We start from the raw sequence: 25,108 nt of genomic DNA on the forward strand, positions 1-25,108 counted from the left end.
ATATCACTAAGTCCAGCTTGACTGCGGTTGACTTCCCAAAAGTTAACTGTGTTGCAAATAATCTACAAAGTTTTTAACTTCTCTGGGATTATTCTCATCTTTCAAGAGCAACAAGATCAAACTGCTTATACCTAATTATGGCACTATGCCGACTCGGAGTAAAAACTAGTTTGCGCGGTTCATCTGGGGTATTTGTTACTCGAAAAAGATGCTTTATATTCAGCTTTGGTGAATTATTTGTAGTACACAGGTGGTCGGAGATCGTTGGGAGTAATTTCAAAAGCAACCGCTTACCAGGTGTAGCAACATTCAGAGGTTGAGCCAAACGGCTCGTTGGGAACTATCATTTCGTTCACAACCTCCTGTGATGTCTCGGCAGTATAAGCCGTTGGCTTGAGAGAATATAGTAGACATCAAGTAGATCAATTAATTCCAATTTTAAAGTACCTATTGTTCTTTCAAATATCGCTTTTTATCATACCATTGTTTTCTGCTTTTGGAATAAAATTATGTATTTTAAAGTTTATAAATTATGACTATTTAAATATTTTATATTCTGAGTAAATCAAGGTTTGATGATATTTCTATTTTGACTTTCAAATCTAAGTCTGATTTATCTTTTGGTGTTGATGATTTGACACAGAAAGCTGCGATTTATTCAGACTGAATCGCATAGCCATGAGGCTTTTTGGCTCGTGTTAATCAACGAAAAATTAGTTAATAGGCATATATATAATAAAACATATTGGATTCCATCTGATAATTATTTAGAGATTGTTTTTCAATGGAATTATATTTTTTTCATGAAAGAATTTTAAAATTCCATGATTTAACTAATTCATCGGCTACTTGAAAGTATATTTTGACAGCGCTGTTTTATATACTTGAGAGACTGTAATTGCGTAGATAGCGTGTTACTAAAAAAAGACGAGAATCCGCAGCCGACTACGATATAAGCATCTTTATCTAAGTATCTAGGCGATCGCAGACTAAGTTGACGAGGACACAAAGGCATTAATAAAGATACCATCTCGTCAACCTCAAAAACATACAAACGAGGCATTTTGAATTCTGCCTTACTCGCAGGGCTTTTAGTAGGATCAAGGGACTAGCTGTTTTACGGGCGCGATCGCTCCATGTATTCATGTACCTTAAAAAACGGGTTACTCTCAACCCTTGTACTACTTTTTCATCTTCTAGTTCCAAAATATGCTGCAATGGTCTTCACTCCTTGCAAATTTCCTGTTTGAGCAAGTACTTGCGCTCAATTGCTTGAGTCAGTACTACTCGTACTGCTTATATATACGTGTTTTCCCTATCTGTATCAGGCTAAATTGCTAAAAATATATTACAAGTCAAGTTATTTTGATTACTCTTCGCTCAACTAGAGTGGTTCTCAATTGCATAGAATACATACCTAATCCCCGGATTCGTGGGTTGGGTTGAGCGTAAGCGTTACCCAACAAAGCCTTAATAATGTTGGGTTTCGTTCCTCAACCCAACCTACCGGTCTGTCCCATTAAATTTGATAGATAAGAGAACAAACCGCGATCGCGTAGCGTCTTGCACAGAAGGAAGAAGGAAAGATTAGTATTATCTGCACCTATCCGGCAGTCCTAAATCAACCGTGAAAACTTAAAGATCCCCGAATTCTAAAAATAATTCGGGGATCTTGGGCGGATTAGCGTCAGGATTGATGGTGAAAGTGATAGAAGGTAAACTAGCACCCATTACACCCAAACTGATTAAACTCGCCATTTAATTCGTGTTACTGGAGGGTTTAGCCTGATTTCGCATCGTTTCTAGGCTAAAAGCCGCCGCGCCAAAGGTTACTAACAACACTCCCAGAATTTGCACAATCTCTAAATTTTCTTGAATGATTAACCCAGCAAAAATCACGGTTAAAACTGGGATGCTACCACCGATAATCGCCGATCGCGAAGCACCTAATTTACTGATACCAACATTGTTCAGCAAATAGCCAGCAAGAGTCAGCACACCCAAGATAAATGCGCTTAAAACCAGTTCTAGCATTTTAGATGAGTCAAAAACTATCAAGTTCCAATTGCTTGGTAAAGGTAGCATCAAGCAGATAAAACTCAACAACAACATGGTAGCGAAGTTAATTAAGGTAAAAGTCACGGGATGCAGCTTGCTAGCACATACCCGTGTCAGAATTATGTAGGCAGCAAAAGCTACGCCCGAAAGAATGGCGGTGCTGCCTCCTAGTGAAGGATTACCGATACTGGTGTTGGGAGAACCTCCTAAAACTAACAATTCACCGCAGCAAATGGCTGCGATCGCACCGAAGCGGAATGTGGTAGGCCGATCGCGGAACAGAAACCACGACAATAACCCACTAACCATCGGATAGATAAAGAACAGTGCGATCGCCATTCCAGTTGTGACTTGAGCGATCGCAATGTAGATTAGCACTTGAGACAAAAACAAAAAGCACCCACTCACAACCGACAACAGCAAAATCCGCTTGGTAGCTGTATTAGCAGCTGTGGGATTTCCTCGCACTGAAGCGGCCAAATTTTCTAAATCTTGCCATAGTGTTGGATGCAACATGGGAGATAGCAATACCATCAGTGGTACTACTACCATAAACCGGAGCGTCAAAATCAACAGAGTATTGCCCAAAGTCGGCGGTAGCAGGCGTTCTACATCTACTACTCCAAAAATTTGGGAACCTTCGTGGAAAATCACCTTGATGGCTATGTTGTAAAGCGACGATATCACTGCCGATGAGACAATCAACAAGAAACCGACTTGCAACTGCGAAAAGCCGGAGGAATTAGGCGATCGCGATTCTGAGGGTTTTGCTGGCGGCTGCGGCTCTAGCGCAGTCGAAGGTGGTGATTTGGGTTTGCTCTGCGACACTCTGCGGATCACAGAATTTGGCTCAGTAGCGTTTCTTCTTCGTAAAGGTTGAGGTTGTATTGCTTCCGGCTTTGGCACAGATACAATAGGAGGCTCTGATGTTGTTTCGCTTTCTGACAAATCCTTATTGAGGACAGAAAGAGGTTCGGCAGCGTTTTCTTGTGGTGGCGGAACTACAGGAGCAGTAGGCTCTGATGTCGTTTCTCTTTCCGACAAGTCTTTGATAGGGACAGAAATTGGGTTCGGGGTGTTTTCTCTAACAACGGGAGACTCTGATGTTGTTTCTCTTTCCGACAAGTCATTGCTAGGGACAGAAATTGGGTTCGGGGTGTTTTCTCTAACAATGGGAGGCTCTGATGTTATTTCTCTTTCCAACAAGTCTTTGATGGAGACAGAAATTGTGTTCGCGGTGTTTTCTCTAACAACGGGAGGCTCTAATGTGGTTTCTCTTTCTTCTAAAAATTGATTCGGGATCGCGGAAATTGGCTCAGAGGAATTTTTTACTACTTCGCTAAAGGTTGGCGGGGATGGCTCAGAAGAATTGTTTTTTTCTGGCTCAGTAAACTGTAAAACAGTAGGCGTACCTGCTGCTGGTTTGCGTGAAGTTTCTTCTATAGTTTTTTCTAGTTCTCCATGCAGGCGGTTAACAAACTCCGCCAAAATCGTTTCCCCTTGCTGTTGCTGGCTATACATCCGTGACAACTGTTGGGAAAGATTACTTTGATAGTTTTTTAGCTCCTGTTGCAGCGAGTTAAAAGTAACAGTAACGGTGTCATCCAGGCTGTCAAACATGTGTTCGACTTTTTCATTGATTTCACCTACTACATTGCTGCTCACTTCAGCGGACTTCAGCGCAGCTTGTTCGTAAGACTTACCCTCTATGCTTTGGTTAGCTAAATTTGCCAGAGAGGATTGCAGTTGTGAAGATATATGTTTTGCCAGAACTTCTGCCAGTTGACGAATTAAGACTTGCTGTTCGGTGATTTGGCGCACTTGTTGTAAATGCTCTTTTTCCTCTACCAAGCCTTGAATCTCATCGGATAACCGATTTTTTTCTGACTGAAGTCGTTTTACATCTTCCTGCAACGCTCTGAGGACATTCTGCTGAAGATTTTCTAAGTCTTCAACTACAGCCCAAAGAGCATTTTCTGCTGCTCTAGATAGCTCGCCTCTGACTCTTGGGTTTTCTGGTTGCTTCTCGAATCGCCCCATTAGCTTCTAACCTCTAACACCTTGACGATAAAGCTGCTTCCGGTACGCTTTATTGGCGCTCATCCTAATTTCCTGTATTTTGTCAGATAAATTAAAAATTTTAACAGCACTTCCGCATTTCAACGTAATTCTGTCATACTGAACACAACTTGGCAAAGCACCAAATATACCTTACTGCTTAATAATCAGTATTTTTTCAGCATTGATTAAGTATTTAACCATTCGATTTTGGACTCCGGTTTTCCTCAGTCGAACGATTTTAGATTGTCGTATGGCTGTAACTAGCTTGAAATGATACCTTTTTTATTTTTGATCCGTTTCATGTACATCGATATAGTATTTGCCAATGAGATTTTTACTTTTAAATAAATCTCACTCCAAATAAATATTTATTGTTTTGCTACCAATAGTAATTGTCAAAGACTTGTAGATGCGTGTGCTTAGAGGATGTTTGAAAAATCCTCTTCTTGGTAGCAAAACGTTTTAGATCCTCCTAAACCACGCCAGTTGCTCATGGGGGAAACCCCCTTCTCTACGAGACGCTCCGCGAAGGCGCTAGCCTCTCCCTTTGGGAGAAGACCGCACTGGCTCCCCTTAAAAAGGGGGACTTTGATTCCGGTTCCCCTCTTTTTAAGGGGGGTTAGGGGGGATCAATAAGTGCCTAAAATCACAACTAACCACTTTTTAAACAACCTCTTAGGCAGAAAGTTATCTGACTTGCGAAACTAGTTGTAAATTTCTATGGAATGTAACTTGTGTGACAGTTTATATCTCTAAATGGAGATTAAAGTATCTTTCTGTGGAAATTCAAAGTTACGCTATCCCCTGCACAACATTCTAATGAATGAGCAGCAATTCTGCAAAAACACGCTTTTTTGCTGTTGTTGCAGTTTAAGTTCTACTTTGAGTAGATTTAGTAGATGAAAAATTTAGGAAAAGATTAATAATTCTTAGCGGAATAAAATTCGGGCGATGCTAAAAATGGCAGCGCTAAGTAAAGCACTCACAGGGATTGTAATTAGCCATGCAGCAGCAATACCTTTTAGTGTTTGGAACTTAATCGATTTAATATTTTGCACTAGTCCAATACCAACGACACCGCCGACAAGAGCGTGGGAAGTAGAGACTGGTAAACCTAGCCGGGAGGCGATGAGGATGGTGGTAGCAGTAGCAAGTTCGGCACAAAAACCACTACTAGGTTGCAAGGCAATAATGTTTTCGCCAATGGTGGCGATGACTTTTTTACCCCAGACAGCTAAACCACCAACAATACCAGCACCACCAAGGATTAAAATCCAAAGGGGAATGGTAAGACCATCTGTAGGTACGCTACCAGTGCGATTGATGTAAACGATCGCAGCTAAAGGAGCGATCGCATTTCCCACATCATTAGAACCGTGAGCAAAGGCGACAAAGCAAGCACTTAGTAGTTGAAATCGACCGAATAATCTTTCTACAGGATTAGGGAGTATTTCTCCCTTGTCTCCCTTGTCTCTCTTATCTCCCAATTGTCGCCAACTAAAGATTGTGAGTCCAACTGCTGCGATCGCACCTGTTAAAAGTGGGATGTCATGAGAAGGGATCGTAAAACCAAGCTCAATTACAAAATTGGTTAGCGGTTCAGTTAGCGATGGTAATACAATCACGCCGAATACACCTAGCAGCGCAGTACTCAACCAGGGAATCCATTCTTGTAACTGGACTATTTGATTGGGTTGATCTAAAATCCAGTGCTTGATTTGACTATAAAATAAACCAGCGATCGCACCACTAATTAATGGCGTTAAAACCCAGCCAATGCTAATTAAGCCAATTGATGACCAATCAATCGCACCTACTCCCAAAGCCACCCAACTAAATCCAGCGATCGCACCAACAACCGCATGAGAAGAGGATACAGGTAAACCGCGTGATGTGGCAATTTGCAACCACACACCACACGATATTAATACCGTTACCATCCCAGTAACTAATATTTGGGGTGTAGCCGCGAATAAGGCGGGATTAGCAATTTTCGTTGCGAGAGTTTCCGTTACCTCATGTCCAAACAATACAGCACCCGTAAACTCTAATACCCCAGCAATAATTAGTGCCTGTTTGAGAGTAACAGCTTTGGAACCAACAGAGGTTCCCATTGCATTAGCAACATCGTTTGCTCCGAGATTCCAAGCGACGTAGAAAGCTAGTAGAGCTACGAAAAGTAGGGTAATAAGCATTTTGTTGGGGACAAGGGGAAAGTTAAATGGGCGGTTAGAAATCGCATCTATACAGGCAAAACCCACACTTCGACAAGCTCAGTGACCGCCTGCGTGGGTTTCAAACACTCAATTTTTTGAGTCCGCACAGGCGGACTTTGTTTGTGTAGCCGCGTTCGCGTAGCGTGCCGGAGGCTCTATTCCATTCGCCCAGGCTTAAGTTGACTTCATCGTTGAACCTTTGAGCTTCATCGTTGAACCTCTGAGCTTCATCGTTGAACCTCTGAGCTTCGTCGTTGAACCTTTGAGCTTCGTCGTTGAACCTCTGAGCTTCGTCGTTGAACCTTTGAGCTTCATCGTTGAACCTTTGAGCTTCGTCGTTGAACCTTTGAGCTTCGTCGTTGAACCTCTGAGCTTTAAAATTCTAGTTTTAACACTCCCTAATCTTCCTTTTACGGATAAATTAAGATTTTATAAGTATCCGGTGTGGGTGCGATCGCTTGCTCAACAGCTGCTGATAAATCTTTTAATGGATAGCGATCGCTAATCAAAGTTTTTACATCAATTCGCTGATTAAACACAATATCAGCTGATAAACTCTGAAGCCGATAAGAGGAACTGTAACTGCCTATCAAGTCAATTTCTCGACGGTAGAGAATATTGGGGTTGATGGGAATTTCCACCTCATCAGGAAATTCGGCGAAAAATAAGATTTTACCGCCTTTGCGGGTACTATCAAGTGCTTGAAAGAAGGCTTTTTCACTGGGAACAGCCAACAAGGTAACATCAACACCTAGTCCACCAGTTAAGGCAGAGATTTTGGCGGGTAAATCAGGATCGCGCGCATCAAAAGCCGCTTCTGCACCGACACTCAAGGCTTTATCAATTCTAGAGGGTAGTAAATCAGTAGCGATCGCTTTTGCTCCGAAATACTTCACCAACATAATGAACATTAACCCAATTGGCCCAGCACCAGTAACTAACACAGTTTGTCCTGGAGCAATTTGAGCTTTTCTCACCGCCTTCAAACAGCAGTTAGTTGGTTCTACAAAACTCGCTTCTTCAAAACTAATATTATCCGGGATGGGAATCAACCCACCATTTTCCACAATATGTCCAGGAACCTTGACATAATCAGCAAAACCACCGCCACTGGCGTTAAAGCCGGCAGTAGTGGAGATGTTTTTGTAAACATCACACATAGAGAAATTATCATTTAGGCAGTAGGCGCAACGCATACAAGGGATGTGGTGCATCACTGCTACCCGTTGTCCAACTTGCCAACCTTTGACATTATTGCCTATTGCTGCGATCGTGCCGGCAGTTTCATGTCCAAAAATACGCGGCGGTTCATACAGTGGATAACGAATTTTCTTAATATCTGACTGACACAACCCCACAACCCGCACCTGTACCAGCACTTCATCTGGTTCCACAGTTGGGACTGGGATATCTTCGTAAGACAGTTGATTAACGCCTCTAAATACCTGTGCTTTCACGCTGGTTTTTCCCCACTCAACGATACTAGATGTAACATTAGTGGTGAACTTTAAGCTATCAGATTTGAGATTTCTGTGTTTTAGCTCGATAGAATTTTACGGGCGCATATCAGTATTTCTTTGCTGAGTAAATCAAATAGCTTTCTAAGAGATAAGGGTGTGTTAGGGCTTGCGTAACGCTGTATTATTTTTAAATATTTTCTCAATATTTTCTCCGAGACGCTAGCAATGACTATTCGCCATGCGACTGAAACTGACTTACCTGCAATTGTGGCAATTTATAATGCTGCAATTCCTAGCCGCATGGCAACTGCTGATTTAGAGCCAATATCTGTAGAAAGTCGCCTTCTTTGGTTTAAGGCGCGATCGCCTTCACAACGCCCGCTTTGGGTAATCGAAGTGGAGGGAGTAATTGCTGGATGGCTTAGTTTCCAATCCTTTTATGGGCGGCCCGCCTATAATACGACTGCCGAAATAAGTATTTATATAGCCCCTCAATTTCATCGCTGTGGTTTGGGACGACAACTATTAGCACAAGCAATTAGCGAAAGCCGTAGTTTGGGTTTAAATACCCTATTAGGCTTCATCTTTGCCCACAATCAGCCTAGTTTAAACCTTTTTAAAACATTTGGTTTTCAACCTTGGGGACATTTACCTAAAGTCGCCGAAATTGATAGCGTTGAACGAGATTTAGTAATTATGGGACTTAGAATTATTGACATTCCCACAGATTAAAACCGTAAACTGTCAATGATTGTGATTGAGTTTTCGTAAAAAGACATTTATTTTATAATCATGAGTTTTTATTGTAATAAATTATTTGTTTTAGCTAGTTTTAGCCAGTTAGGATATTCAGTCATCAGTAAATCATAAAGTTCTTGATCTGCTATACTTTCTGGATCTTCTAAACTAAAAAAATCTGAATTATCAATATAGCGATCGCTCATTTCATCCAGTCGTTCTAAGAAGGTAAAATCACTTGTTTTTGCTTGAGCTAACCAGCCTAAAATCCCTTTACCCTTAGCATCCTTACGTGACTTGCCAATAGCCATAAATTGCCAAAAAATAGGTTCATAGGAAGACTCTTTAAGATACTGTTCTGTTTGCGGCTCGTCAGACGTTGCTCCATCTGTAACAAACATGATATAGACTGGTTGACTTAAGGGTGTAGTATTTTTTTGGCTTCCTTTTTTAGATACTGGAAAAAAAACTTTTCTAATCATATTGATAGCTTTACCATAGTAAGTACCACCTTCGAGCGGATACTGTTTTAGTAGATTTGGAATAAAGCTTTTAAAATTTTCAATAGTCATTGTACCTACATTATGGGTTTCAACTCCGAATAGAAATATATCAATAGAGGCATTTTCATCAAAACGACATCCTAAAGCAAGGATTTTTTCAGCGAACCTCTGGATTTTACCTGTGCAATAGAGCGAACTCATTGAACCAGAGATATCAAGGCAAAGCACAACCTTAGCTTTATGATTGGTGAGATTTACTTTTTGAAGTGATATATCTGCTTTTTTAGTAAGATTAAAAATATGTGGTGCTTCACGTTCAAGCTTTTTATCTAATACTATATTTTATTGATTTTTATAGGCTGTTTTCTCACTTTCTAATTTCGGATATTCTTGAGTTTTTTCTTGTTTAGTTTCTCCAATATCAATATATTTATCTACAAAACTTTGTAGCCCAGAACTATATCCTTCTCCTACTGCTTGAAATCTCCATTCATTGTCCTTTTTATACAAGCGTCCAAATTCCAAAGATGTCTCTTGAGAAAAAGCCTCTTTTAAGTTATACCGAGCTAGAGAATTTTCGTTTTCGTGATTGTAAATCTTGATAAAGGCATTTTTTATTTGGCTAAAGTTTTGATTTTTTTCTTGCCCTTCATGAATAGTGACAACAAAAACTATTTCCTGAATAGCTGGATTGACTTTTTCCAAATCAACATAAATTGTCTCGTCATCTCCATTACCTTCTCCAGTTCTATTATCTCCTGAGTGTTTTAAAGAACCATCGGGTGATTGTAGGTTATTGTAGAAAATAAAGTATTTTTCATCGGGTATTTTAGCATTCGCATCTAACATAAATACGGAAGCATCAATATCATAATTTTGCCCAGCTTGATTTGTTTGCCAACCCAAGCCAATAGCTACTTTCTTTAAATTGGGAGATTCTTTAGAAAGATTAAATCTCCCACCTTTGCTTAATTCAATTTCCATTTCATATACATCCTATAACTTTAACTTTGGTTAATTAATTCATACAAAAAAAGGGGGGTATTCATGACTGTTACCCCCTTTTTACTTATTACCTTTTGAGATAGCTACTAAGCAGCATATCGTTCTACAAAACTTTGTAGCCCTGATTTATAACCAGCACCGACAGCTTGGAATCTCCATTCCCCATCTTTTCGATAAAGCTTACCAAATTCAATTGCAGTTTCTGCGGAAGCATCTTCATCTAATTCATACTTAGCAATTTGTTTTTCTGTGGCGTTATCATAAATTCTGATAAATGAGTTTCTGACTTGTCCAAAATTTTGCTTTCTTTGCTCTGCTTCATGAATGGTGACGACAAAAACTATTTCTTGAACCGAAGCATCAACTTTGCTCAAATCAATTTGAATTGTTTCATCGTCTCCAAGCCCTTCTCCGGTTCTGCTATCTCCTTCATGTTTTACAGAACCATCTGGTGATTGGGAGTTGTTATAGAAGACAAAGTATTTTTCATTAGGAATTTTCCCGTTAGCACCTAACATAAAGATAGAAGCATCAAGGTAAAAAACTGTACCTGTATCTGTAACGTTGATATCCCATCCTAAACCAATACCAGCATTTTTTAAGCTTGGCACTTCTTTTGAAAGATTGATTCTTTCGCCTTTGCTGAGGTTTATTGACATAATTACTCCCTATTTTTTCAAAACGAATTTTATGCAAAGTTGTTATTGAGTTGGGTAACTCAATAAGTAGTTAAGCATAGACTTTCATAAGTCCCTGCAAACCATTAACATTAATGCCGTTACCAATAGCTGCCATTTTCCACTCATTATTGTGATTGTAAATTTCAGCCATAATCATCCCGGTCATTCCTTTGTATTCAGAACCAGATAAATTATATTTGGCCAGTTCTTGATTGTTAGATGTATTAACCAAGCGCACAAAGGCATTTTGTACCTGTGCAAATTCTTGCTTACGAGCAATACAGTCGTAAATATTAACCGTAAAAACTAGTTTGACAATCTCTTTTGGTAGTCGAGCTAAATCTACAATAATTTGCTCGTCATCACCTGTACCTGCACCAGTGAGATTATCACCCAAATGGGTAATAGCTCCTGATTTGTGCAATAAATTTCCAAAGTAAAGAACGTTACCGATATCTGTTATTTTGTCATTTTTATCTAAACAGATTACAGAAGCATCCAAGTCGCAGTTTTGAGTATTACCGAAAGCCCCAAAAAAACTGCCACCAGAACGTTTTGCTATATCCCAGCCTAGCCCACACATCAGCTTTGTTAGCCCAGGTGCTTCTTTAGAAAGTGAGATACGTTGCCCTTTTTGTAGGTTGATTACCATGTGATAATTTTGAATATATTCAAACTGCGAATGTTTTTAAGTACTTGATTAGGTAGCTATTCGTATTAGTCTTCATTAAAAATTACTTCTAGCTTTTTAACTTTGTTAATTTCCACTAATTTTTGTAACTCAAAATTGGCATACAAAATCATGCTCCATTAAAGTAATGAACAATAAAGCTACAAATTTTTATTGTATGATTTCGTTTTTATGTCGGAGTTAGCTAAGGCGTTTATCTATTTGAGTTAAATAATAATACGCCGCATAATTGAAGACATATCATATTGTTATGCGCTCTATCGTAGTCACATTTAAAAGCAGTGTAATCAGGAAAAACACGTAATATCCAAGATTTTTGTATTTATACCACATATTTTTTGCCAGTATTACTGATCTAATTGTCGTTATAAAGTAGACTATAACTGCGCTAAACTATTAAAAATTATTGTCTTTATGTTTAAATCCAAGTGAAAGCTCGGAGTCTAGGACTTTATTGTCAATAAGTTATAGCAGTACCAATGTTCTGATCGTTTGATACTGCGATCGCTACAATTATTTATCAGAGCAAGCAAATGTAGAGACACAAAATTTTGCATCTTTAAATATTTGTTAACAACGCTGCAACTGCGTTAACAACACAACAATTTCATCAATAGCCTGACGCAGAATGGTTGCAGGTTGCTCCGATTGATTCACAATAATACTAAAAACTAACGGCTCATATTTAAGCGCATTTATATATCCAGATAGAGAGACTACACCCGTTAATGTACCTGTTTTTGCTTGCACAATGCCCTCAGCAGATGTGTTTTGAAAGCGCCCTTTTAAGGTTCCAATTTTACCTGCTACGGGTAAAGATGCGCGATACACATATCCTGCTGGTGTTCTTGCCATCCCTCGCAAAGTTTGTACAAAAGCTTCTGGTGTCGCTAAGTTCCGACGTGATAAACCTGAACCATCTACTAAAATATAATTTGCTGGTTCAACTCCCAATTGAGTTAAACTCGCTTTGACAGCTTCTAAACCAATATCAACGCTAGTTTTAGTTTTCACTCTGGGTTTTTCCCCAGCTAATGCTCTCAATAGTGCCTCAGCATAAAGATTATTACTATTTTGAAGAGTTTCCATTAATAATTCAGATAAAGGTGGTGACTCTACAAAAGCTATTTCTTCTTGATTAATACCACCATTTACTACTAATGTTTGTCCCAAAGTAATTTTCTCTGTTGCCAAAGCAGTACGGAAGCGCCGTAAGAAGTAATAATTAGGATCAACTACAGGCAAATCTATTAAAGACGGTTCTGAATTCGTTGTTAGTTGTCCTTGAATTCGCAATACTGTTCCTGATAATTCACGGGTAACATTGATGTAGCTTGGTTGATTTTGGGCAACGGTTACGGACTGATTAATTGTCCGCCACTGTTTCGCCTCGCCAACATCAGTCCATACCACTTGTAAAGATTTACCTACAGCCTGCGGTACAAGTTTTAAGCTAAAAATATTTTGATTCAGAATAAAGCTGTTAACTGGTGCGCCATAGTCTGACTGCACATCTTCCCATTGCCAGGTTGGGTTAACAATATCCCCTTGAATATAACTATCATCAGCTATCAACCTCTGAATTTGAGTAATACCTTTCTGTTTTAGCTGCTGTGCTAATGTTTGCAGTTGAGTATCACTTAAGCTGGGATCTCCCCTACCGACAACACGTAAAACACCATTGCCATTCTGATAAATAGAGGTGCGAATCCGAAAATTAGCACCCAATTGCTGCAATGCAGCTGCTGTTGTCAGCAATTTGAGGTTAGAAGCAGGAGTAAAATATTTTTGAGCATCCCGACTATAAAGAGTTTGCCCACTTGACAGGGGTTGTACCAAAATTCCCCAGCGCACCCGACTAAATAAAGGACGATTGATTACAGCATCTATAGCTGTTCCCAGTTGGGTAGAGCAAATTGATTTTGTACTGGTTGTTGGCGCGACTTGGGTTTGTGCTTTCGCAATAGGACTAAATCCTATCTGGCTAGTCAAGAATATTAACAAAACACCCAGTGGTTGATTAAAAGTCTTAAGTCTCACCAATTTTTCTTATCCCAAAGATAGATATTTTTAGCTTGCCAACAACTTCTTTCCGGAGAGAGAAGAATTGGCTCAGTAAAGTTACTTAACTAGTATAGGGAAAATGTTCACATGTTTCATACGTGGGCGATTGCACAAACATAATTTATGGGACTACAAAATAGAAACGTAAGTCAACCTGCACATACTACAGAAATACGAAATCGAGGCAACAGTGTGAGTACATTTTTATCTGGGGTAGCTGTATTACTCTCTACTTTGGCTTTGGGATGTAGCGGCTATGTAGCTTATGAAGTTTTCACGTTACGGCAGACACTAAATGCTAGTAATACAGTCAGCAGCACCATTCCCACTCAAGTGCCAAGTCCTACAGCTACAACTTCTCCACAAGCAACAGCCTCACCATCTCCAGCCAGTGCTACAACTTCAGCAATTAGCCCTGGTCAATTTGTGCAGCCTGCTTTTGGCAAAAAGGCAGAAGTTGAGTTACTTTCAGCAAAGCGAATTAAAGATCCAGAAACTGGAAACCGTGATGTGGTAAATCTGCAAATGCGGATTCGTCGCCTTGCCACAGACGGAGTTGTTGGTGATATTATATCGGTGGCTAGTACAACAGCCCGTAATGCTGAGACTAGCGTAACCTACAAAGGAGTTGCTCTCAATCGCTCAACAGGAAGCGTTTCTTTGTTTCAAGTACGCCCACAAGCCTCCGCAGATGCTTATATCTGGCTAAGAGTTCCCGATGGTGTTAATAACTTGGACATTTTTGTGCCAGATACAGCCGCATTTAAAAATGTACCAATTTCTAATTAGTCCTCTATCGGACAATACGGTTCAGAAGACGCGATAAATCGCGTCTCTACAATAAGGGTTTTGTTGCTCATTCTGAACTGTATTGCTCTATCGGATTAATTTTGATAACATGCAAGATTCCCAACTTCTTTATGAAGTCGGGAATCGGAACAACTTAACTCAAACAAAATTATTTCATACTCTAAATTAGCAACCTCAAATTAAAGATGGTAGATGACTGAGGTTGCAATTCAATAAAGATTACTCCTCTTCTTCTTCTTCGTCTTCTCCGAACACTGCATCTATAAGTTCTTGTGCGCGTTCGTCTGAAATTTTTAAGGCTTCTTGAAGTTCAGATATATAATCTTGTTCAGCTTCGGGTACTTCTTCGTCAATCCCCACAACTAAGATAGCTGTGATGTATGCAGCTTCACGATAACCTCTATTGGGTAAGGATTCAATGGACTGGGCGATTAAATCTTCTGGTTCTTCTTCTTCAATCAAGCTGACGACTTTTTCGGTCAATTCTTCAAAGTCTTCTTCAGAGTAATCTTCAAATAAGTCAACCCGACCGAGAAATTCACTTAAAGCATATTCTTCTGTGGAAGAAATACCTTCACCATCGGCTGCTGCGGAAAAAAGTCCAAGGAGTGCGATCGCAACTTCTGGTTCTAGAGCAACTGAACTAACACTACGGCCTTTGGGCAACTTGCGTTTAGACATAATTATCCTCTAAAAGTTACGTGATATTTCAGGAAGTCATATTTTGCGGTTTATCATGCTTCCTCGATTTATGATTCCCAAAATAATGCGGAAATATACATTGGGATGAATCTTTTTTTCATAAAAAATACGCAGAGAATATATTTGTCTGCGTATAAAAACGGTTAAATTGCCTTAAGCGATCGAGGTTTTTAGTACTTGTGTGTACACCATAGCTTGGCGGGGTAAAGGGAAAGGGGGAAGGTGGGGCCCCCACGAAGTGGGGATAAGGGGCAGGGGGAAAGGTTTTAAATCCCTTACCCTTTACCCTTTACCCAGACCTCACAAGCGCATTTTTGGGTTGGCAGACTACTAGTTTCCCCTTTCTAATGTTATTTTGGCGATCGCATTTGTTGATTTAGCGTTCGCATTTGCTGATTTGGCGTTTGCATTTGTTGATTTAGCGTTCGCATTTGTTGATTTGGCGTTTGCATTTGTTGATTTGGCGTTCGCATTTGCTGATTTAGCGATCGCATTTGTTGATTTAGCGTTCGCATTTGCTGATTTGGCGTTTGCATTTGCTGATTTGGCGTTCGCATTTGCTGATTTGGCGTTTGCATTTGTTGATTTGGCGTTCGCATTTGCTGATTTGGCGTTTGCATTTGTTGATTTAGCGATCGCATTTGTTGATTTGGAGTTCGCATTTGTTGATTTGGCGATCGCATTTGTTGATTTGGCGTTCGCATTTGCTGATTTAGCGTTCGCATTTGTTGATTGGGCGTTTACATTTGCTGATTTAGCGTTCGCAGTTACTAATTCCACTTATTCTCAAACAGCAAAAACAATCTGCTCAAATGCGATTCTCTAATAGAGAAGCAATTAAACACTTATTGATTGGTTCTTCGAAAGCCGTCACCAGTACAATTCACTATTTGCAGGTAATTGGCTATGCAAGTGTTGGAGACTGGAGTCAACTACTACCAACCGCTAATCCTGGCGAAGTAAGAAGATCCCACACCACTGCTAGCTAACCCTGCACTTTTACCACTGGCGACATTAGCCAGAACCGACTCACCCGCAGACTTATTAACTCAAGTCGCTACTGCTGTGAGGTGCTACAACTGATTATGCGTCTTTTGACACGACGCTTTGCTGCAATTGAACCAGAGATAGAAAAGCAGATTTGCACATTATCCATTGCTCAACTAGAAGACTTAGCTGAGGCGCTGTTAGATTTCTCCAGTCAAAGCGATTTAGTGAATTACTTAAGAAATATCTTTTTACCTCAACCCAATCAGGAAGATTAAGCTATCTCTACGCAAAAGGAAAGGGAGCAGAATTAGGGGAATTCCTGTATCTTTCTCCCCTTCTCTTTGCTCCCCTACCTCTCTAGTCTGAATTATCAAAAAGCGTTACAGCTTCGTCCCACACTCAGCACAGAAGTTGTGGTTAGGAGCATTTTTGGCATTGCAGTTACTACAATAAACTGGCTCTGCTGCTGCTTTGGGCGGTTGCTTCTGCAAGCCGACCATTTGAGCGTTGCTCTTGCCTGGAGCTACCATTGGATAGCAGTTTTCGTCTCTGGTGACGTGGACATTTAAGATTACTGGCCCTTTGTGTGCCAGCATTTCGGCGATTGCATCTTTTAATTGACTGCGATCGCTGATTACCATACCCTTAATCCCATAAGCTTTTGCCAATAACTCTACGTCTGGCATTCCTACTTCCATATTGGAGCATGAGTAACGCTCACCATAGAAGGCTTGCTGCCACTGGCGCACCATTCCTTGCCAGCCGTTATTGATAATTATTGTCTTGACATTTATTCCATACTGTGCAAGTGTACCAAGTTCCTGCAAACACATTTGGAAACTGGCATCACCGCTAATACAGATGACTTCTTCATCAGGAAATGCCACTTTCGCGCCCATTGCAGCAGGTAAGCCAAAACCCATCGTTCCCAAACCAGCGCTAGAAATCCAGCGCCTTGGGCCATTCTTGAGGAATTGTGCTGCCCACATTTGATGTTGTCCCACATCTGTGGTGTAGAAAGCGTTGGGTGCTTGGCTATTGACTTCTACAATCACTTCTTGGGGTGAAATGCTGTCGGCGTGATGCGGCACTATTAGAGGATACTCATCGCGCCAACGGTTAACTAAATTTAACCATTCTTGGTTTTGATTAGGTGTCGCCTTAACCCCTGTTTCTTTGCAGCGACGCAACAAGTCTACTAAGACGTTCCGCACATCGCCGACAATGGGCACTTCGGGAACGCGGTTTTTGCCGACTTCTGCGGGATCGATGTCGATGTGAATGACTTTAGCGCGAGAGGCGAATTCGTCTAATTTGCCTGTAACGCGATCGTCAAATCTAGCGCCGACGCAAATCAGCAAGTCACAATCACTCACAGCAAAGTTAGCGTAAGCTGTGCCATGCATCCCCAACATTCCCAAAGCTAGGGGATGATGTTCGTCAAAGGCACCGATCCCCATTAAGGTGGTGGTGACAGGAATGTTGAATAATTCAGCTAGTTCTTTGATTTCTTCATGGGCACCAGCTGCGATCGCACCACCACCGATATACAGTAGAGGACGGCGACTTTCAGTAATCAACTGAATTGCAGCATTAATTTGCCGGGGATTTCCCTTCACCGTAGGACGATAACCGCGTAACTTTACTGAACCTGGTTTTACAGGTACATAGTCAAATTCTTCTAAAGCTACATCCTTGGGGACATCAATTAAAACTGGCCCTGGTCGTCCAGTGCTAGCGATGTGGAAAGCTTCGGCGACAATTCGCGCCATATCTTTGGGATCACGCACTACATAAGAGTGCTTCACGATGGGTAGCGTAATGCCGTAAATATCGGTTTCCTGAAAGGCATCTGTACCAATGGACGGACGTGCTACCTGCCCCGTAACCACAATCATTGGGATTGAATCCATGTAGGCGGTGGCGATCCCTGTCACCAAGTTGGTTGCTCCTGGGCCAGAAGTGCCAAAACATACTCCTACCTTCCCAGTTGCACGGGCGTAACCGTCTGCGGCGTGGGCTGCGCCTTGTTCGTGTCTCACGAGAATGTGCTTAATAGCACCAGTTGCTTCCACCTTATACAGGTCGTCATAAATTGGTAGAATTGCCCCACCAGGATAACCAAAAATATAATCAACGCCGTGGCGATGAAGGCTGTCAAGTAGAGCAAAACCGCCAGATGCACGTTTGGGCAAGATTGGCGGGCTAGAAGCACGAGACTGTTTGTGATTCTCAGTTTGTGGGAGACTAATTTGGGAGAGCGATTCTCCTGCGGAGACACTTCGTGAACGCACGGTCAAACCTCAGACTATAGCTAAAGTTAATGCTGAATTCTGTAGTTAAGATTTCATTTTAGTTGAAAACTTCAATGAAAACCTGATTAATTTTTATATTAGATATAAAGATAGATTATTAGCCTACATTAATTAAATTACGTCTTGCAAGACATTGCGGGTATTTTTCCAAGCCCAAACACCAACAACAACAACAACAACACTCATTGCTACCAGCACAGTTCGCAAGCCCAAAACATCAGTTAATGGCCCAGTAATTGCTAGGGGTAACGCCAGAGCGATGTTTACGGCATGATTTTGAAAGCCAAATACTTTACCGTGCATGGTAGATGGTGTTTGCTGTTGAATTAAAGTTTGCATGGGTACGCCAATTAGGGCAGCACCTATACCCAAAAATGCACAGAGTGCTAGCGCCAGTAATAAGTTGTGCGTAAAAGTGAACACCCCTAAAACTAGTGCCATCATCAAAAATCCAATTAAAGGTAAGGGTTTGTGATGCAATTTATCACCCCAATGACCTAAAATCGCTGCACCAGATACCATACCCACCCCTGCTGCTGCTAAGAAAAAGCCAAACTGTTTTTCTTTTAAACCAAACTCTTCAGCTAATCGGATTGTCAGCACTGTTAACGCTGCAAACACACAATATAAAGTTGTCAGTTGCAGCATAGCGTTCAAGATCAAAGGGTTTTTCTTGAGATAGCGTAGGCTTTCAGTGAATTCAGCCCAAGGGTTATTTGATGCCCGATGTTCCCTTGGTCGTTTGGGTTCTTTAAACTTAATCGGTTGCATGATTGCAGCCGACAATATGTATAATCCACCAACCACAAGCTCTTGACCGTATTCTTCTCCCATCCAGCTTTTCGCCAAACTCAAAATCGGCTCTCCGATAGCAAAGCCAACAATTAAAGCTCCCATCATCGTGCTGGTAAACAGCGCATTGGCTGCTAACAAATTTTCTCGCTTCACCAACAGGGGAATGGCTGCTTGTTCAGCTGGTGCAAAAAACTGCGTCACCGTAGAGATGGCAAAAGTCAGGATTAATAGAATCAGAAACTGTCTTGGTAACAAGGGAAGACACAGTGTTAATATTCCCCGCACAACATCTGAGCCAACCATAATTAGCTTTTTTGGCAAGCGGTCAACAAAGATACCACCAGCAGAGCCAAACAAAATTGCTGGTATTGTAAAGGACAGCATCAAAGTTGAGTACATCGAGTTTTGTGCCAACCCAGGAAGCGGTGAATAGTTCTCCAAGAGAGCAATCATCAAAACGAAGAAAACCTTATCTGCTAACTGGGACACTAGTTGTCCAATCCACAGGAGCATAAAACCACGGTTTTTTAGCAGTGCGCCAAACCCGTTATTAACAGCAGCTGGTTCAGTTGGAAACATTTAGATACTTTCTTTCTTTGGGTAGATGGGACATGGGGAATGGGATATTGGGCATTGGGTATGGGCTATGGGCTATGGGCTATGGGGTATAGTTTTTCTTGACTGTCCCCTGTACGCTATCACCTGTAACCTTTTCCCTTCCCCACTCCTAACTCCTAACTCATAATTCTATTGTCCGGACTAATTTGCTTCATAGCGCTTTAACAGCATAAGCAAAAACTCAGCTGCTGTCAGATAACCTTTGGATGGAGAAATTTCAATGGATGAATCTACCCACCAGCCTTGTACAGCTTGGGAGGTAGATTCAGAGGGGCTTTTCGTTAGACATCGCCACATAGACAAATGATCAACTGCTGGTTGTGCATAAAAGTTATTTTGCCCACAACCTAGCAAACAGGAACTCCAATGCGTGAAATAATCATGACTCATCCGATGAATCGGAAAATTACCCTGTAGTGGTACTCCCCATCCATCTATAGCAATAAAAGCTTTGACACTACCACCCAAGAGTTGCCACAAATGCGCTGCCCCTATTGCCCCCACTACGCCAGCACTAAAGCTAATGAATATAATTGGTGATTTTAAAGAGTCGGTCAAGCTATACCTGCGGTGAGCTACGCTAACGTGCAAAAACTGCAAAATGTGAAACGCCGATAAAACCAAAACATCTTTACCTGGATAAACCAGTATATTTGCGTAATTATGTGTGATCGCGCCATTAGAAACCATATCTAATAATCCGACTTTAAAGCTTTCAGTTAAGTCTGGTTCATGAATTCCAGGGCAAATAATTATAGTCATCTGTCTATTCTGATTGGGCATTGGAAGATAATTCTACGGTTGGGTTAGGGTTTTTTGATGAAGATTCTAAATCACAAAGATGCGATAAATCGCCGTCTCTACAATAATCAATCCTTCGTTTTGACGGCGATTTATCAAGTCTCTTGGCTTAACCGAACTGTATAATTTTCCATGCCACTTGCCCTGAGCCTCCCGCAGAGAAGGGATGCCCAATGCCCCACGTAAGTTTTGTATGTCTTTTGATGTATTATCTTGATTTCCCCACCTATCCTATCCCCCTGGATGGGATAATAAGTTACAAGTAAGGAAGGGACATGTGTAAGCTATTCCCTTATTTTATATTTCTCTGCACTCTGGTTATATTGAGGAACTAATTGTGGTTGCCACGCCGGAAAAAGTACAACACACCCACGAGCATCTATCAGGTAAAGACCGTGTAGCCGTACTGCTTATGGGCTACGGCGAAGTCGAAAGCTACGAAGATTTCGCCAACTATAACGAACAGGCTTTAAATCTACTGACAGCCAAATTCGCACCAGTACCGACCTGGATTTATCCCCCTCTGGCAAAGCTTTTGGCGCTATTTGACCGCCATGAGTGGGGACACACACACCACGATTTTATCTCTCCACACAACGCCATCTTTGAACAGCAACGGGCTGGGATTGAGAAGAATTTACAAGAAAAATGGGGCGATAAGGTTCAAGTTTTCAAGGCTTTTAACTTCTGCGCTCCTTTCCTACCCAATCAAGTCTTGGCAGAAATCAAAAACCAAGGCTTCGAGAAGCTGCTAATTTACCCACTGTTGGTTGTTGATTCTATCTTTACTAGTGGGATTGCGATCGAGCAAGTTAACAATGCTCTCGTTGAGTTGGCTGATGGTGAGGAACACTGGGTTAAAGCACAGCGTTACATTCCTTCTTTCTTCAACGAACCAGCTTACATCGATTTGATGGCTCATCTGGTTGAAGAGAAGATTGCTGAGTTAGCAGGAGCTTATCTCCCTTCTCAAATCGGGATTGTGCTAATGAATCACGGCTGTCCCCATAAAGCTAAAGGCTTTACTTCTGGGATTGCCGAAAGTGAAGCAATGTATGATTTAGTTCGGGATAAGTTGATTAACCGTTATCCGTTAATCTCGGTGGGTTGGCTCAATCATGATACGCCCTTAATTGATTGGACACAGCCAAACGCCGAGCAAGCTGCAAATAACCTGATTCAGTTGGGTGCAAAAGTGGTAATTTTTATGCCAATTGGCTTTGCCACAGAAAACCACGAAACGCTATTGGATGTACACCATATCATCCATGCTTTAGAGAAACAGCATCCTGGTACGAACTACGTACAAATGGCTTGCGTTAACGATCACCCAGAATTTTTGGCAATGGTGGCCCAATGGGCTGATGATCATATTGCAGAGTTGTTGTCAGAGCAACCTTTGGCAGTTAATCCCCAACTCGCTGGAGATCACCATCACCACCATCATCATTAAGTTTTGAGTTTACGAGGGTGGGTCTAGCTTTGCCCACCCTACAACTAATTTACGCCTCGCAGCTTGCGAGTATTATCAACTAAACTCTGAGCAAATTCATCAAATCTTTGAGAAAGCTTCTCATCTACTAGCTTGCCTTCAGGACTGAATGCACCCCAAGCTTGTCCGATCGCAATTTGTTCTGGAATTACCCAACCATGCACCCATCTGACAATTAGCCGTAGGTCATTTAATGCGTTACTATTTGACTGACCGCCCAATACGCTGATTAGTCCTGTCACTTTATCAGACAGTTGCTCAAAGCTCATCAAATCTAGAGCATTTTTCAGGACACCACTAACCCCACCATGATACTCAGGTGTGGCTAAAATTAATCCATCTGACTGGCTGACAGTATCCTGTAACCGCTTAACATCTGGGTATTCTAGATACTCTTTTGCGCCAGTGCAAAACGGTAACTGCAACTGTCTTAAATCAAGAATTTCTACCTCTGCACCAAGGGCTTCTACCCTTTGCACTGCTACTTGTAAAGCAAGCTGCGTATAGGAGTTTGGTCTTAAACTACCACCAATACCAACAATTCTCACCATAATTAACCTACAAACTATTAACTAGCTACTATCACCAGATTTCTTAAAAAGCGGAATCGTTATGACTATGTTTATCTTAGCGATTTGTGTCCGAATGTGTCAAATTAATCTCTGCTGGAAAATTTGAGGATGAAAAAGTTAGGAGTTAGGAGCCAATACGGTTCGGTTAAAGGGGAAAGGGGAAAGGGAAAAGGTTTTGAATAAATTTTTACCCTTTACCCCTTACCCAGACCACAAGGAAAGTGAAAAATGCTTATCCGAACCGTATTGAGTTAGGAGCCAGAATAATTATCCAGGTTGCTCAAATTTATGTAATAACCGGAGAAACATGGGAATGCTTTTGTGTGGAAGTTAGACTAGATAAGAAAAGTGTAATTTCCAGTTATTACAATTTTTGGTAGAAGAATAGGCATAAAACCATAGCTCAACTTGTGCCAGCAGACAAAGGGTAATTATTATGACAAATTTGGGAAAAAAAGCATTGGTAAAAAGGCAGTCATCAAAGCGAGTTGCTTGGGTTGGTGCGAAGGCATTGCCCGCCGTAGGCATCGCAGCTAGCTTGATTATGTTACCAGGAATTTTCGGGAGTAGCCCCGTCTTGGCACAAAAACCAGAGAGTACTTCTAATACTTCTAGTACCTCTCTAAACTATGGTGATTTGCTTAAGAAAGCGAAGGCGGGAGAAATCCAAAAAGTAGAGCTTGACGAAACCGAACAGCTAGCCAGAGTTTATCTCAAAGGGCAAAAGGAAAATACGCCACCGCAACAGGTGAGACTTCTGGCACAAAACACAGAGTTAATTAACATACTCAAAGATAAGAATGTTGAATTTGGCGAGGTTTCCTCTGCTAACAGTCGAGCTGCTGTTGGGCTGTTGATTAATCTTATGTGGATTTTGCCACTGGTAGCTTTAATGCTATTGTTCCTCCGACGCTCTACAAATGCTTCTAGCCAAGCGATGAATTTCGGCAAATCCAAAGCTCGTTTCCAAATGGAAGCCAAAACCGGAGTGAAATTTGAAGATGTCGCCGGGGTTGAAGAAGCTAAAGAAGACCTTGAAGAAGTTGTTACTTTCTTAAAACAACCAGAAAGATTTACGGCTGTAGGTGCGCGGATTCCCAAAGGAGTGCTCTTAATTGGCCCTCCTGGTACTGGTAAAACTTTACTAGCAAAAGCGATCGCAGGTGAAGCTGGTGTCCCATTCTTCAGTATTTCCGGTTCAGAATTCGTGGAAATGTTCGTTGGTGTGGGTGCATCTCGCGTGCGTGACCTTTTCAAGAAAGCCAAAGAAAATGCCCCATGTCTAATATTTATCGATGAAATTGACGCAGTAGGTAGACAACGGGGTGCTGGTATCGGTGGCGGTAACGATGAGCGCGAACAAACCCTCAACCAACTGCTCACCGAAATGGATGGTTTTGAAGGCAACACAGGCATTATTATTATTGCTGCCACTAACCGCCCAGATGTTCTAGATGCAGCGCTGCTCAGACCAGGACGCTTTGACAGACAAGTGATGGTGGATGCACCGGATCTCAAAGGGCGACTGGAAATTTTGAAAGTCCACGCACGCAATAAGAAAATTGACCCTAGCGTATCATTAGAAGCGATCGCTCGTCGCACTCCTGGATTTACTGGCGCAGACTTAGCCAACCTACTCAACGAAGCTGCTATTCTCACTGCTCGGAGACGCAAAGAAGCTGTCACCATTTTAGAAATTGATGCTGCTGTAGATAGAGTCGTTGCAGGTATGGAAGGTACCGCCTTGGTAGACAGCAAGAGCAAACGTTTGATTGCCTATCATGAAGTTGGACACGCTTTAGTAGGCACATTGCTCAAAGACCATGACCCTGTGCAGAAAGTTACATTAATTCCACGGGGGCAAGCACTCGGATTAACTTGGTTTACTCCTAACGAAGAACAGGGGTTAGTTTCCCGTTCCCAACTCAAATCCCGGATTACTGCTACTTTGGGTGGTCGCGCCGCCGAGGAAATCGTTTTTGGTAAGCCAGAAGTTACCACAGGTGCAAGCAATGACTTGCAACAGGTGACAGGGATGGCGCGGCAGATGGTGACACGCTTCGGGATGTCAGAATTAGGCCCATTGTCTCTGGAAAACCAGAGTGGAGAGGTATTTTTAGGACGCGACTGGATGAATAAATCAGACTATTCTGAAGAAATTGCCGCCAAAATTGATTCACAAGTACGCGAAATTGTCAATAACTCTTATATCAAAGCAAAAGAACTGTTGGAAGAAAACCGCATAGTTTTGGAGCGTTTAGTAGATTTGTTAATAGAAGAAGAAACAATTGAAGGCGATTCATTCCGCCAAATCGTTGTTGATAACGCCCAAGTAGCTGATGCACAATTAGCTGTACCTCATTAGACATCTGATGAAAAATAATGTAGAGACATAGCAGTGCTAAGTCTCTACAATAGTTCTAAAGAACACATAACGTAAATACGTCGTTTCAAATTTTTATTAATCATTACTTTGATAGAAAATAGACCCACAGTGTAGGGGCAATATATGAATTGCCTCTACACTATATAATTTT

Annotated in this window: 22 protein-coding genes; 6 read left to right on the forward strand and 16 right to left on the reverse strand. The window is 41.4% G+C overall.

The features are described 5' to 3' along the window. Positions 1–838: 838 nt before the first annotated feature. The 5 genes from IQ274_RS20235 to IQ274_RS20250 form a co-directional block, all read right to left on the reverse strand. Positions 839–1,063 carry a hypothetical protein gene (locus tag IQ274_RS20235; RefSeq protein WP_163930388.1) on the reverse strand — a complete coding sequence of 75 codons (225 nt, stop codon included), beginning with the start codon at positions 1,061–1,063 and terminating at the stop codon, positions 839–841. A 572-nt stretch (positions 1,064–1,635) separates the two neighbouring features. After that, the gene (locus tag IQ274_RS37440) at positions 1,636–1,758 is read right to left on the reverse strand and encodes a hypothetical protein (protein WP_265578559.1); all 123 of its coding nucleotides are present in this window, start codon (positions 1,756–1,758) and stop codon (positions 1,636–1,638) included. After that, complete coding sequence (locus IQ274_RS20240; protein WP_194143242.1) at positions 1,759–4,098, reverse strand: EamA family transporter; 2,340 nt, start codon at positions 4,096–4,098, stop codon at positions 1,759–1,761. Between the two features lie 950 nt (positions 4,099–5,048). Continuing rightward, the gene (locus IQ274_RS20245) at positions 5,049–6,314 is read right to left on the reverse strand and encodes an inorganic phosphate transporter (RefSeq protein ID WP_194143243.1); all 1,266 of its coding nucleotides are present in this window, start codon (positions 6,312–6,314) and stop codon (positions 5,049–5,051) included. A gap of 431 nt (positions 6,315–6,745) precedes the next feature. Continuing rightward, positions 6,746–7,792: a zinc-dependent dehydrogenase gene (locus tag IQ274_RS20250; protein ID WP_194143244.1), complete on the reverse strand. Its 1,047-nt coding sequence runs from the start codon at positions 7,790–7,792 to the stop codon at positions 6,746–6,748. 228 nt (positions 7,793–8,020) lie between these two features. On the opposite strand from IQ274_RS20250, the gene IQ274_RS20255 reads away from it, so the two are divergent. Further along, positions 8,021–8,527, forward strand: a complete 507-nt coding sequence (locus IQ274_RS20255) for a GNAT family N-acetyltransferase (RefSeq protein WP_194143245.1) — start codon at positions 8,021–8,023, stop codon at positions 8,525–8,527. 68 nt (positions 8,528–8,595) lie between these two features. Here the strand turns inward: IQ274_RS20255 and IQ274_RS20260 are convergent, their stop codons facing one another. The 5 genes from IQ274_RS20260 to dacB all read right to left on the reverse strand — a co-directional run bounded on the left by IQ274_RS20260 (position 8,596) and on the right by dacB (position 13,455). Further along, the gene (locus IQ274_RS20260) at positions 8,596–9,264 is read right to left on the reverse strand and encodes a VWA domain-containing protein (RefSeq protein WP_322745263.1); all 669 of its coding nucleotides are present in this window, start codon (positions 9,262–9,264) and stop codon (positions 8,596–8,598) included. A 114-nt stretch (positions 9,265–9,378) separates the two neighbouring features. Continuing rightward, positions 9,379–10,020: a TerD family protein gene (locus IQ274_RS20265; protein ID WP_194143246.1), complete on the reverse strand. Its 642-nt coding sequence runs from the start codon at positions 10,018–10,020 to the stop codon at positions 9,379–9,381. A 107-nt stretch (positions 10,021–10,127) separates the two neighbouring features. Further along, entirely contained in the window at positions 10,128–10,700 is a 573-nt protein-coding gene (locus tag IQ274_RS20270; RefSeq protein ID WP_194143247.1) for a TerD family protein, read from the reverse strand. Between the two features lie 70 nt (positions 10,701–10,770). Beyond that, positions 10,771–11,373, reverse strand: coding sequence for a TerD family protein (locus tag IQ274_RS20275; RefSeq protein WP_163930404.1), 603 nt, complete (start codon positions 11,371–11,373; stop codon positions 10,771–10,773). Between the two features lie 609 nt (positions 11,374–11,982). After that, a complete protein-coding gene (dacB, locus tag IQ274_RS20280; RefSeq protein WP_228058266.1) occupies positions 11,983–13,455 on the reverse strand; it encodes a D-alanyl-D-alanine carboxypeptidase/D-alanyl-D-alanine-endopeptidase in 1,473 nt (490 codons plus the stop codon). Positions 13,456–13,668: 213 nt separating this feature from the next. On the opposite strand from dacB, the gene IQ274_RS20285 reads away from it, so the two are divergent. Continuing rightward, a complete protein-coding gene (locus IQ274_RS20285) occupies positions 13,669–14,265 on the forward strand; it encodes a hypothetical protein (RefSeq protein WP_194143248.1) in 597 nt (198 codons plus the stop codon). Between the two features lie 240 nt (positions 14,266–14,505). Here IQ274_RS20285 and IQ274_RS20290 read toward each other — a convergent pair whose 3' ends face one another. Beyond that, positions 14,506–14,967, reverse strand: coding sequence for a tellurite resistance TerB family protein (locus tag IQ274_RS20290; protein WP_163930407.1), 462 nt, complete (start codon positions 14,965–14,967; stop codon positions 14,506–14,508). Between the two features lie 371 nt (positions 14,968–15,338). After that, entirely contained in the window at positions 15,339–15,713 is a 375-nt protein-coding gene (locus tag IQ274_RS20295) for a hypothetical protein (protein WP_194143249.1), read from the reverse strand. A gap of 87 nt (positions 15,714–15,800) precedes the next feature. Here IQ274_RS20295 and IQ274_RS20300 point away from each other — a divergent pair, with 87 nt between their 5' ends. After that, entirely contained in the window at positions 15,801–15,977 is a 177-nt protein-coding gene (locus IQ274_RS20300) for a hypothetical protein (RefSeq protein WP_175586911.1), read from the forward strand. A 96-nt stretch (positions 15,978–16,073) separates the two neighbouring features. Continuing rightward, a complete protein-coding gene (locus IQ274_RS36630) occupies positions 16,074–16,253 on the forward strand; it encodes a DUF4351 domain-containing protein (protein WP_228058267.1) in 180 nt (59 codons plus the stop codon). 105 nt (positions 16,254–16,358) lie between these two features. On the opposite strand, the gene ilvB is transcribed toward IQ274_RS36630, so the two are convergent. From ilvB to IQ274_RS20320, 3 genes are all read right to left on the reverse strand, one after another. Then, on the reverse strand, positions 16,359–18,272 hold the full coding sequence (ilvB, locus tag IQ274_RS20310; RefSeq protein WP_194143250.1) for a biosynthetic-type acetolactate synthase large subunit: 1,914 nt from the start codon (positions 18,270–18,272) through the stop codon (positions 16,359–16,361). A gap of 132 nt (positions 18,273–18,404) precedes the next feature. Next, positions 18,405–19,667, reverse strand: coding sequence for an MFS transporter (locus IQ274_RS20315; protein WP_194143251.1), 1,263 nt, complete (start codon positions 19,665–19,667; stop codon positions 18,405–18,407). Positions 19,668–19,847: 180 nt separating this feature from the next. Further along, complete coding sequence (locus tag IQ274_RS20320; RefSeq protein WP_194143252.1) at positions 19,848–20,468, reverse strand: hypothetical protein; 621 nt, start codon at positions 20,466–20,468, stop codon at positions 19,848–19,850. 376 nt (positions 20,469–20,844) lie between these two features. Between IQ274_RS20320 and IQ274_RS20325 the strand changes: the two genes are divergently transcribed. Then, the gene (locus tag IQ274_RS20325; RefSeq protein ID WP_194143253.1) at positions 20,845–21,960 is read left to right on the forward strand and encodes a ferrochelatase; all 1,116 of its coding nucleotides are present in this window, start codon (positions 20,845–20,847) and stop codon (positions 21,958–21,960) included. A gap of 44 nt (positions 21,961–22,004) precedes the next feature. Here IQ274_RS20325 and IQ274_RS20330 read toward each other — a convergent pair whose 3' ends face one another. Then, on the reverse strand, positions 22,005–22,550 hold the full coding sequence (locus tag IQ274_RS20330; RefSeq protein ID WP_114080879.1) for an NADPH-dependent FMN reductase: 546 nt from the start codon (positions 22,548–22,550) through the stop codon (positions 22,005–22,007). Positions 22,551–23,007: 457 nt separating this feature from the next. On the opposite strand from IQ274_RS20330, the gene ftsH reads away from it, so the two are divergent. Next, a complete protein-coding gene (gene ftsH / locus IQ274_RS20335) occupies positions 23,008–24,936 on the forward strand; it encodes an ATP-dependent zinc metalloprotease FtsH (protein WP_194143254.1) in 1,929 nt (642 codons plus the stop codon). Positions 24,937–25,108 lie beyond the last annotated feature (172 nt).

This window comes from Nostoc sp. LEGE 12447 (assembly GCF_015206985.1).
Classification (GTDB): Bacteria; Cyanobacteriota; Cyanobacteriia; order Cyanobacteriales; family Nostocaceae; genus Nostoc.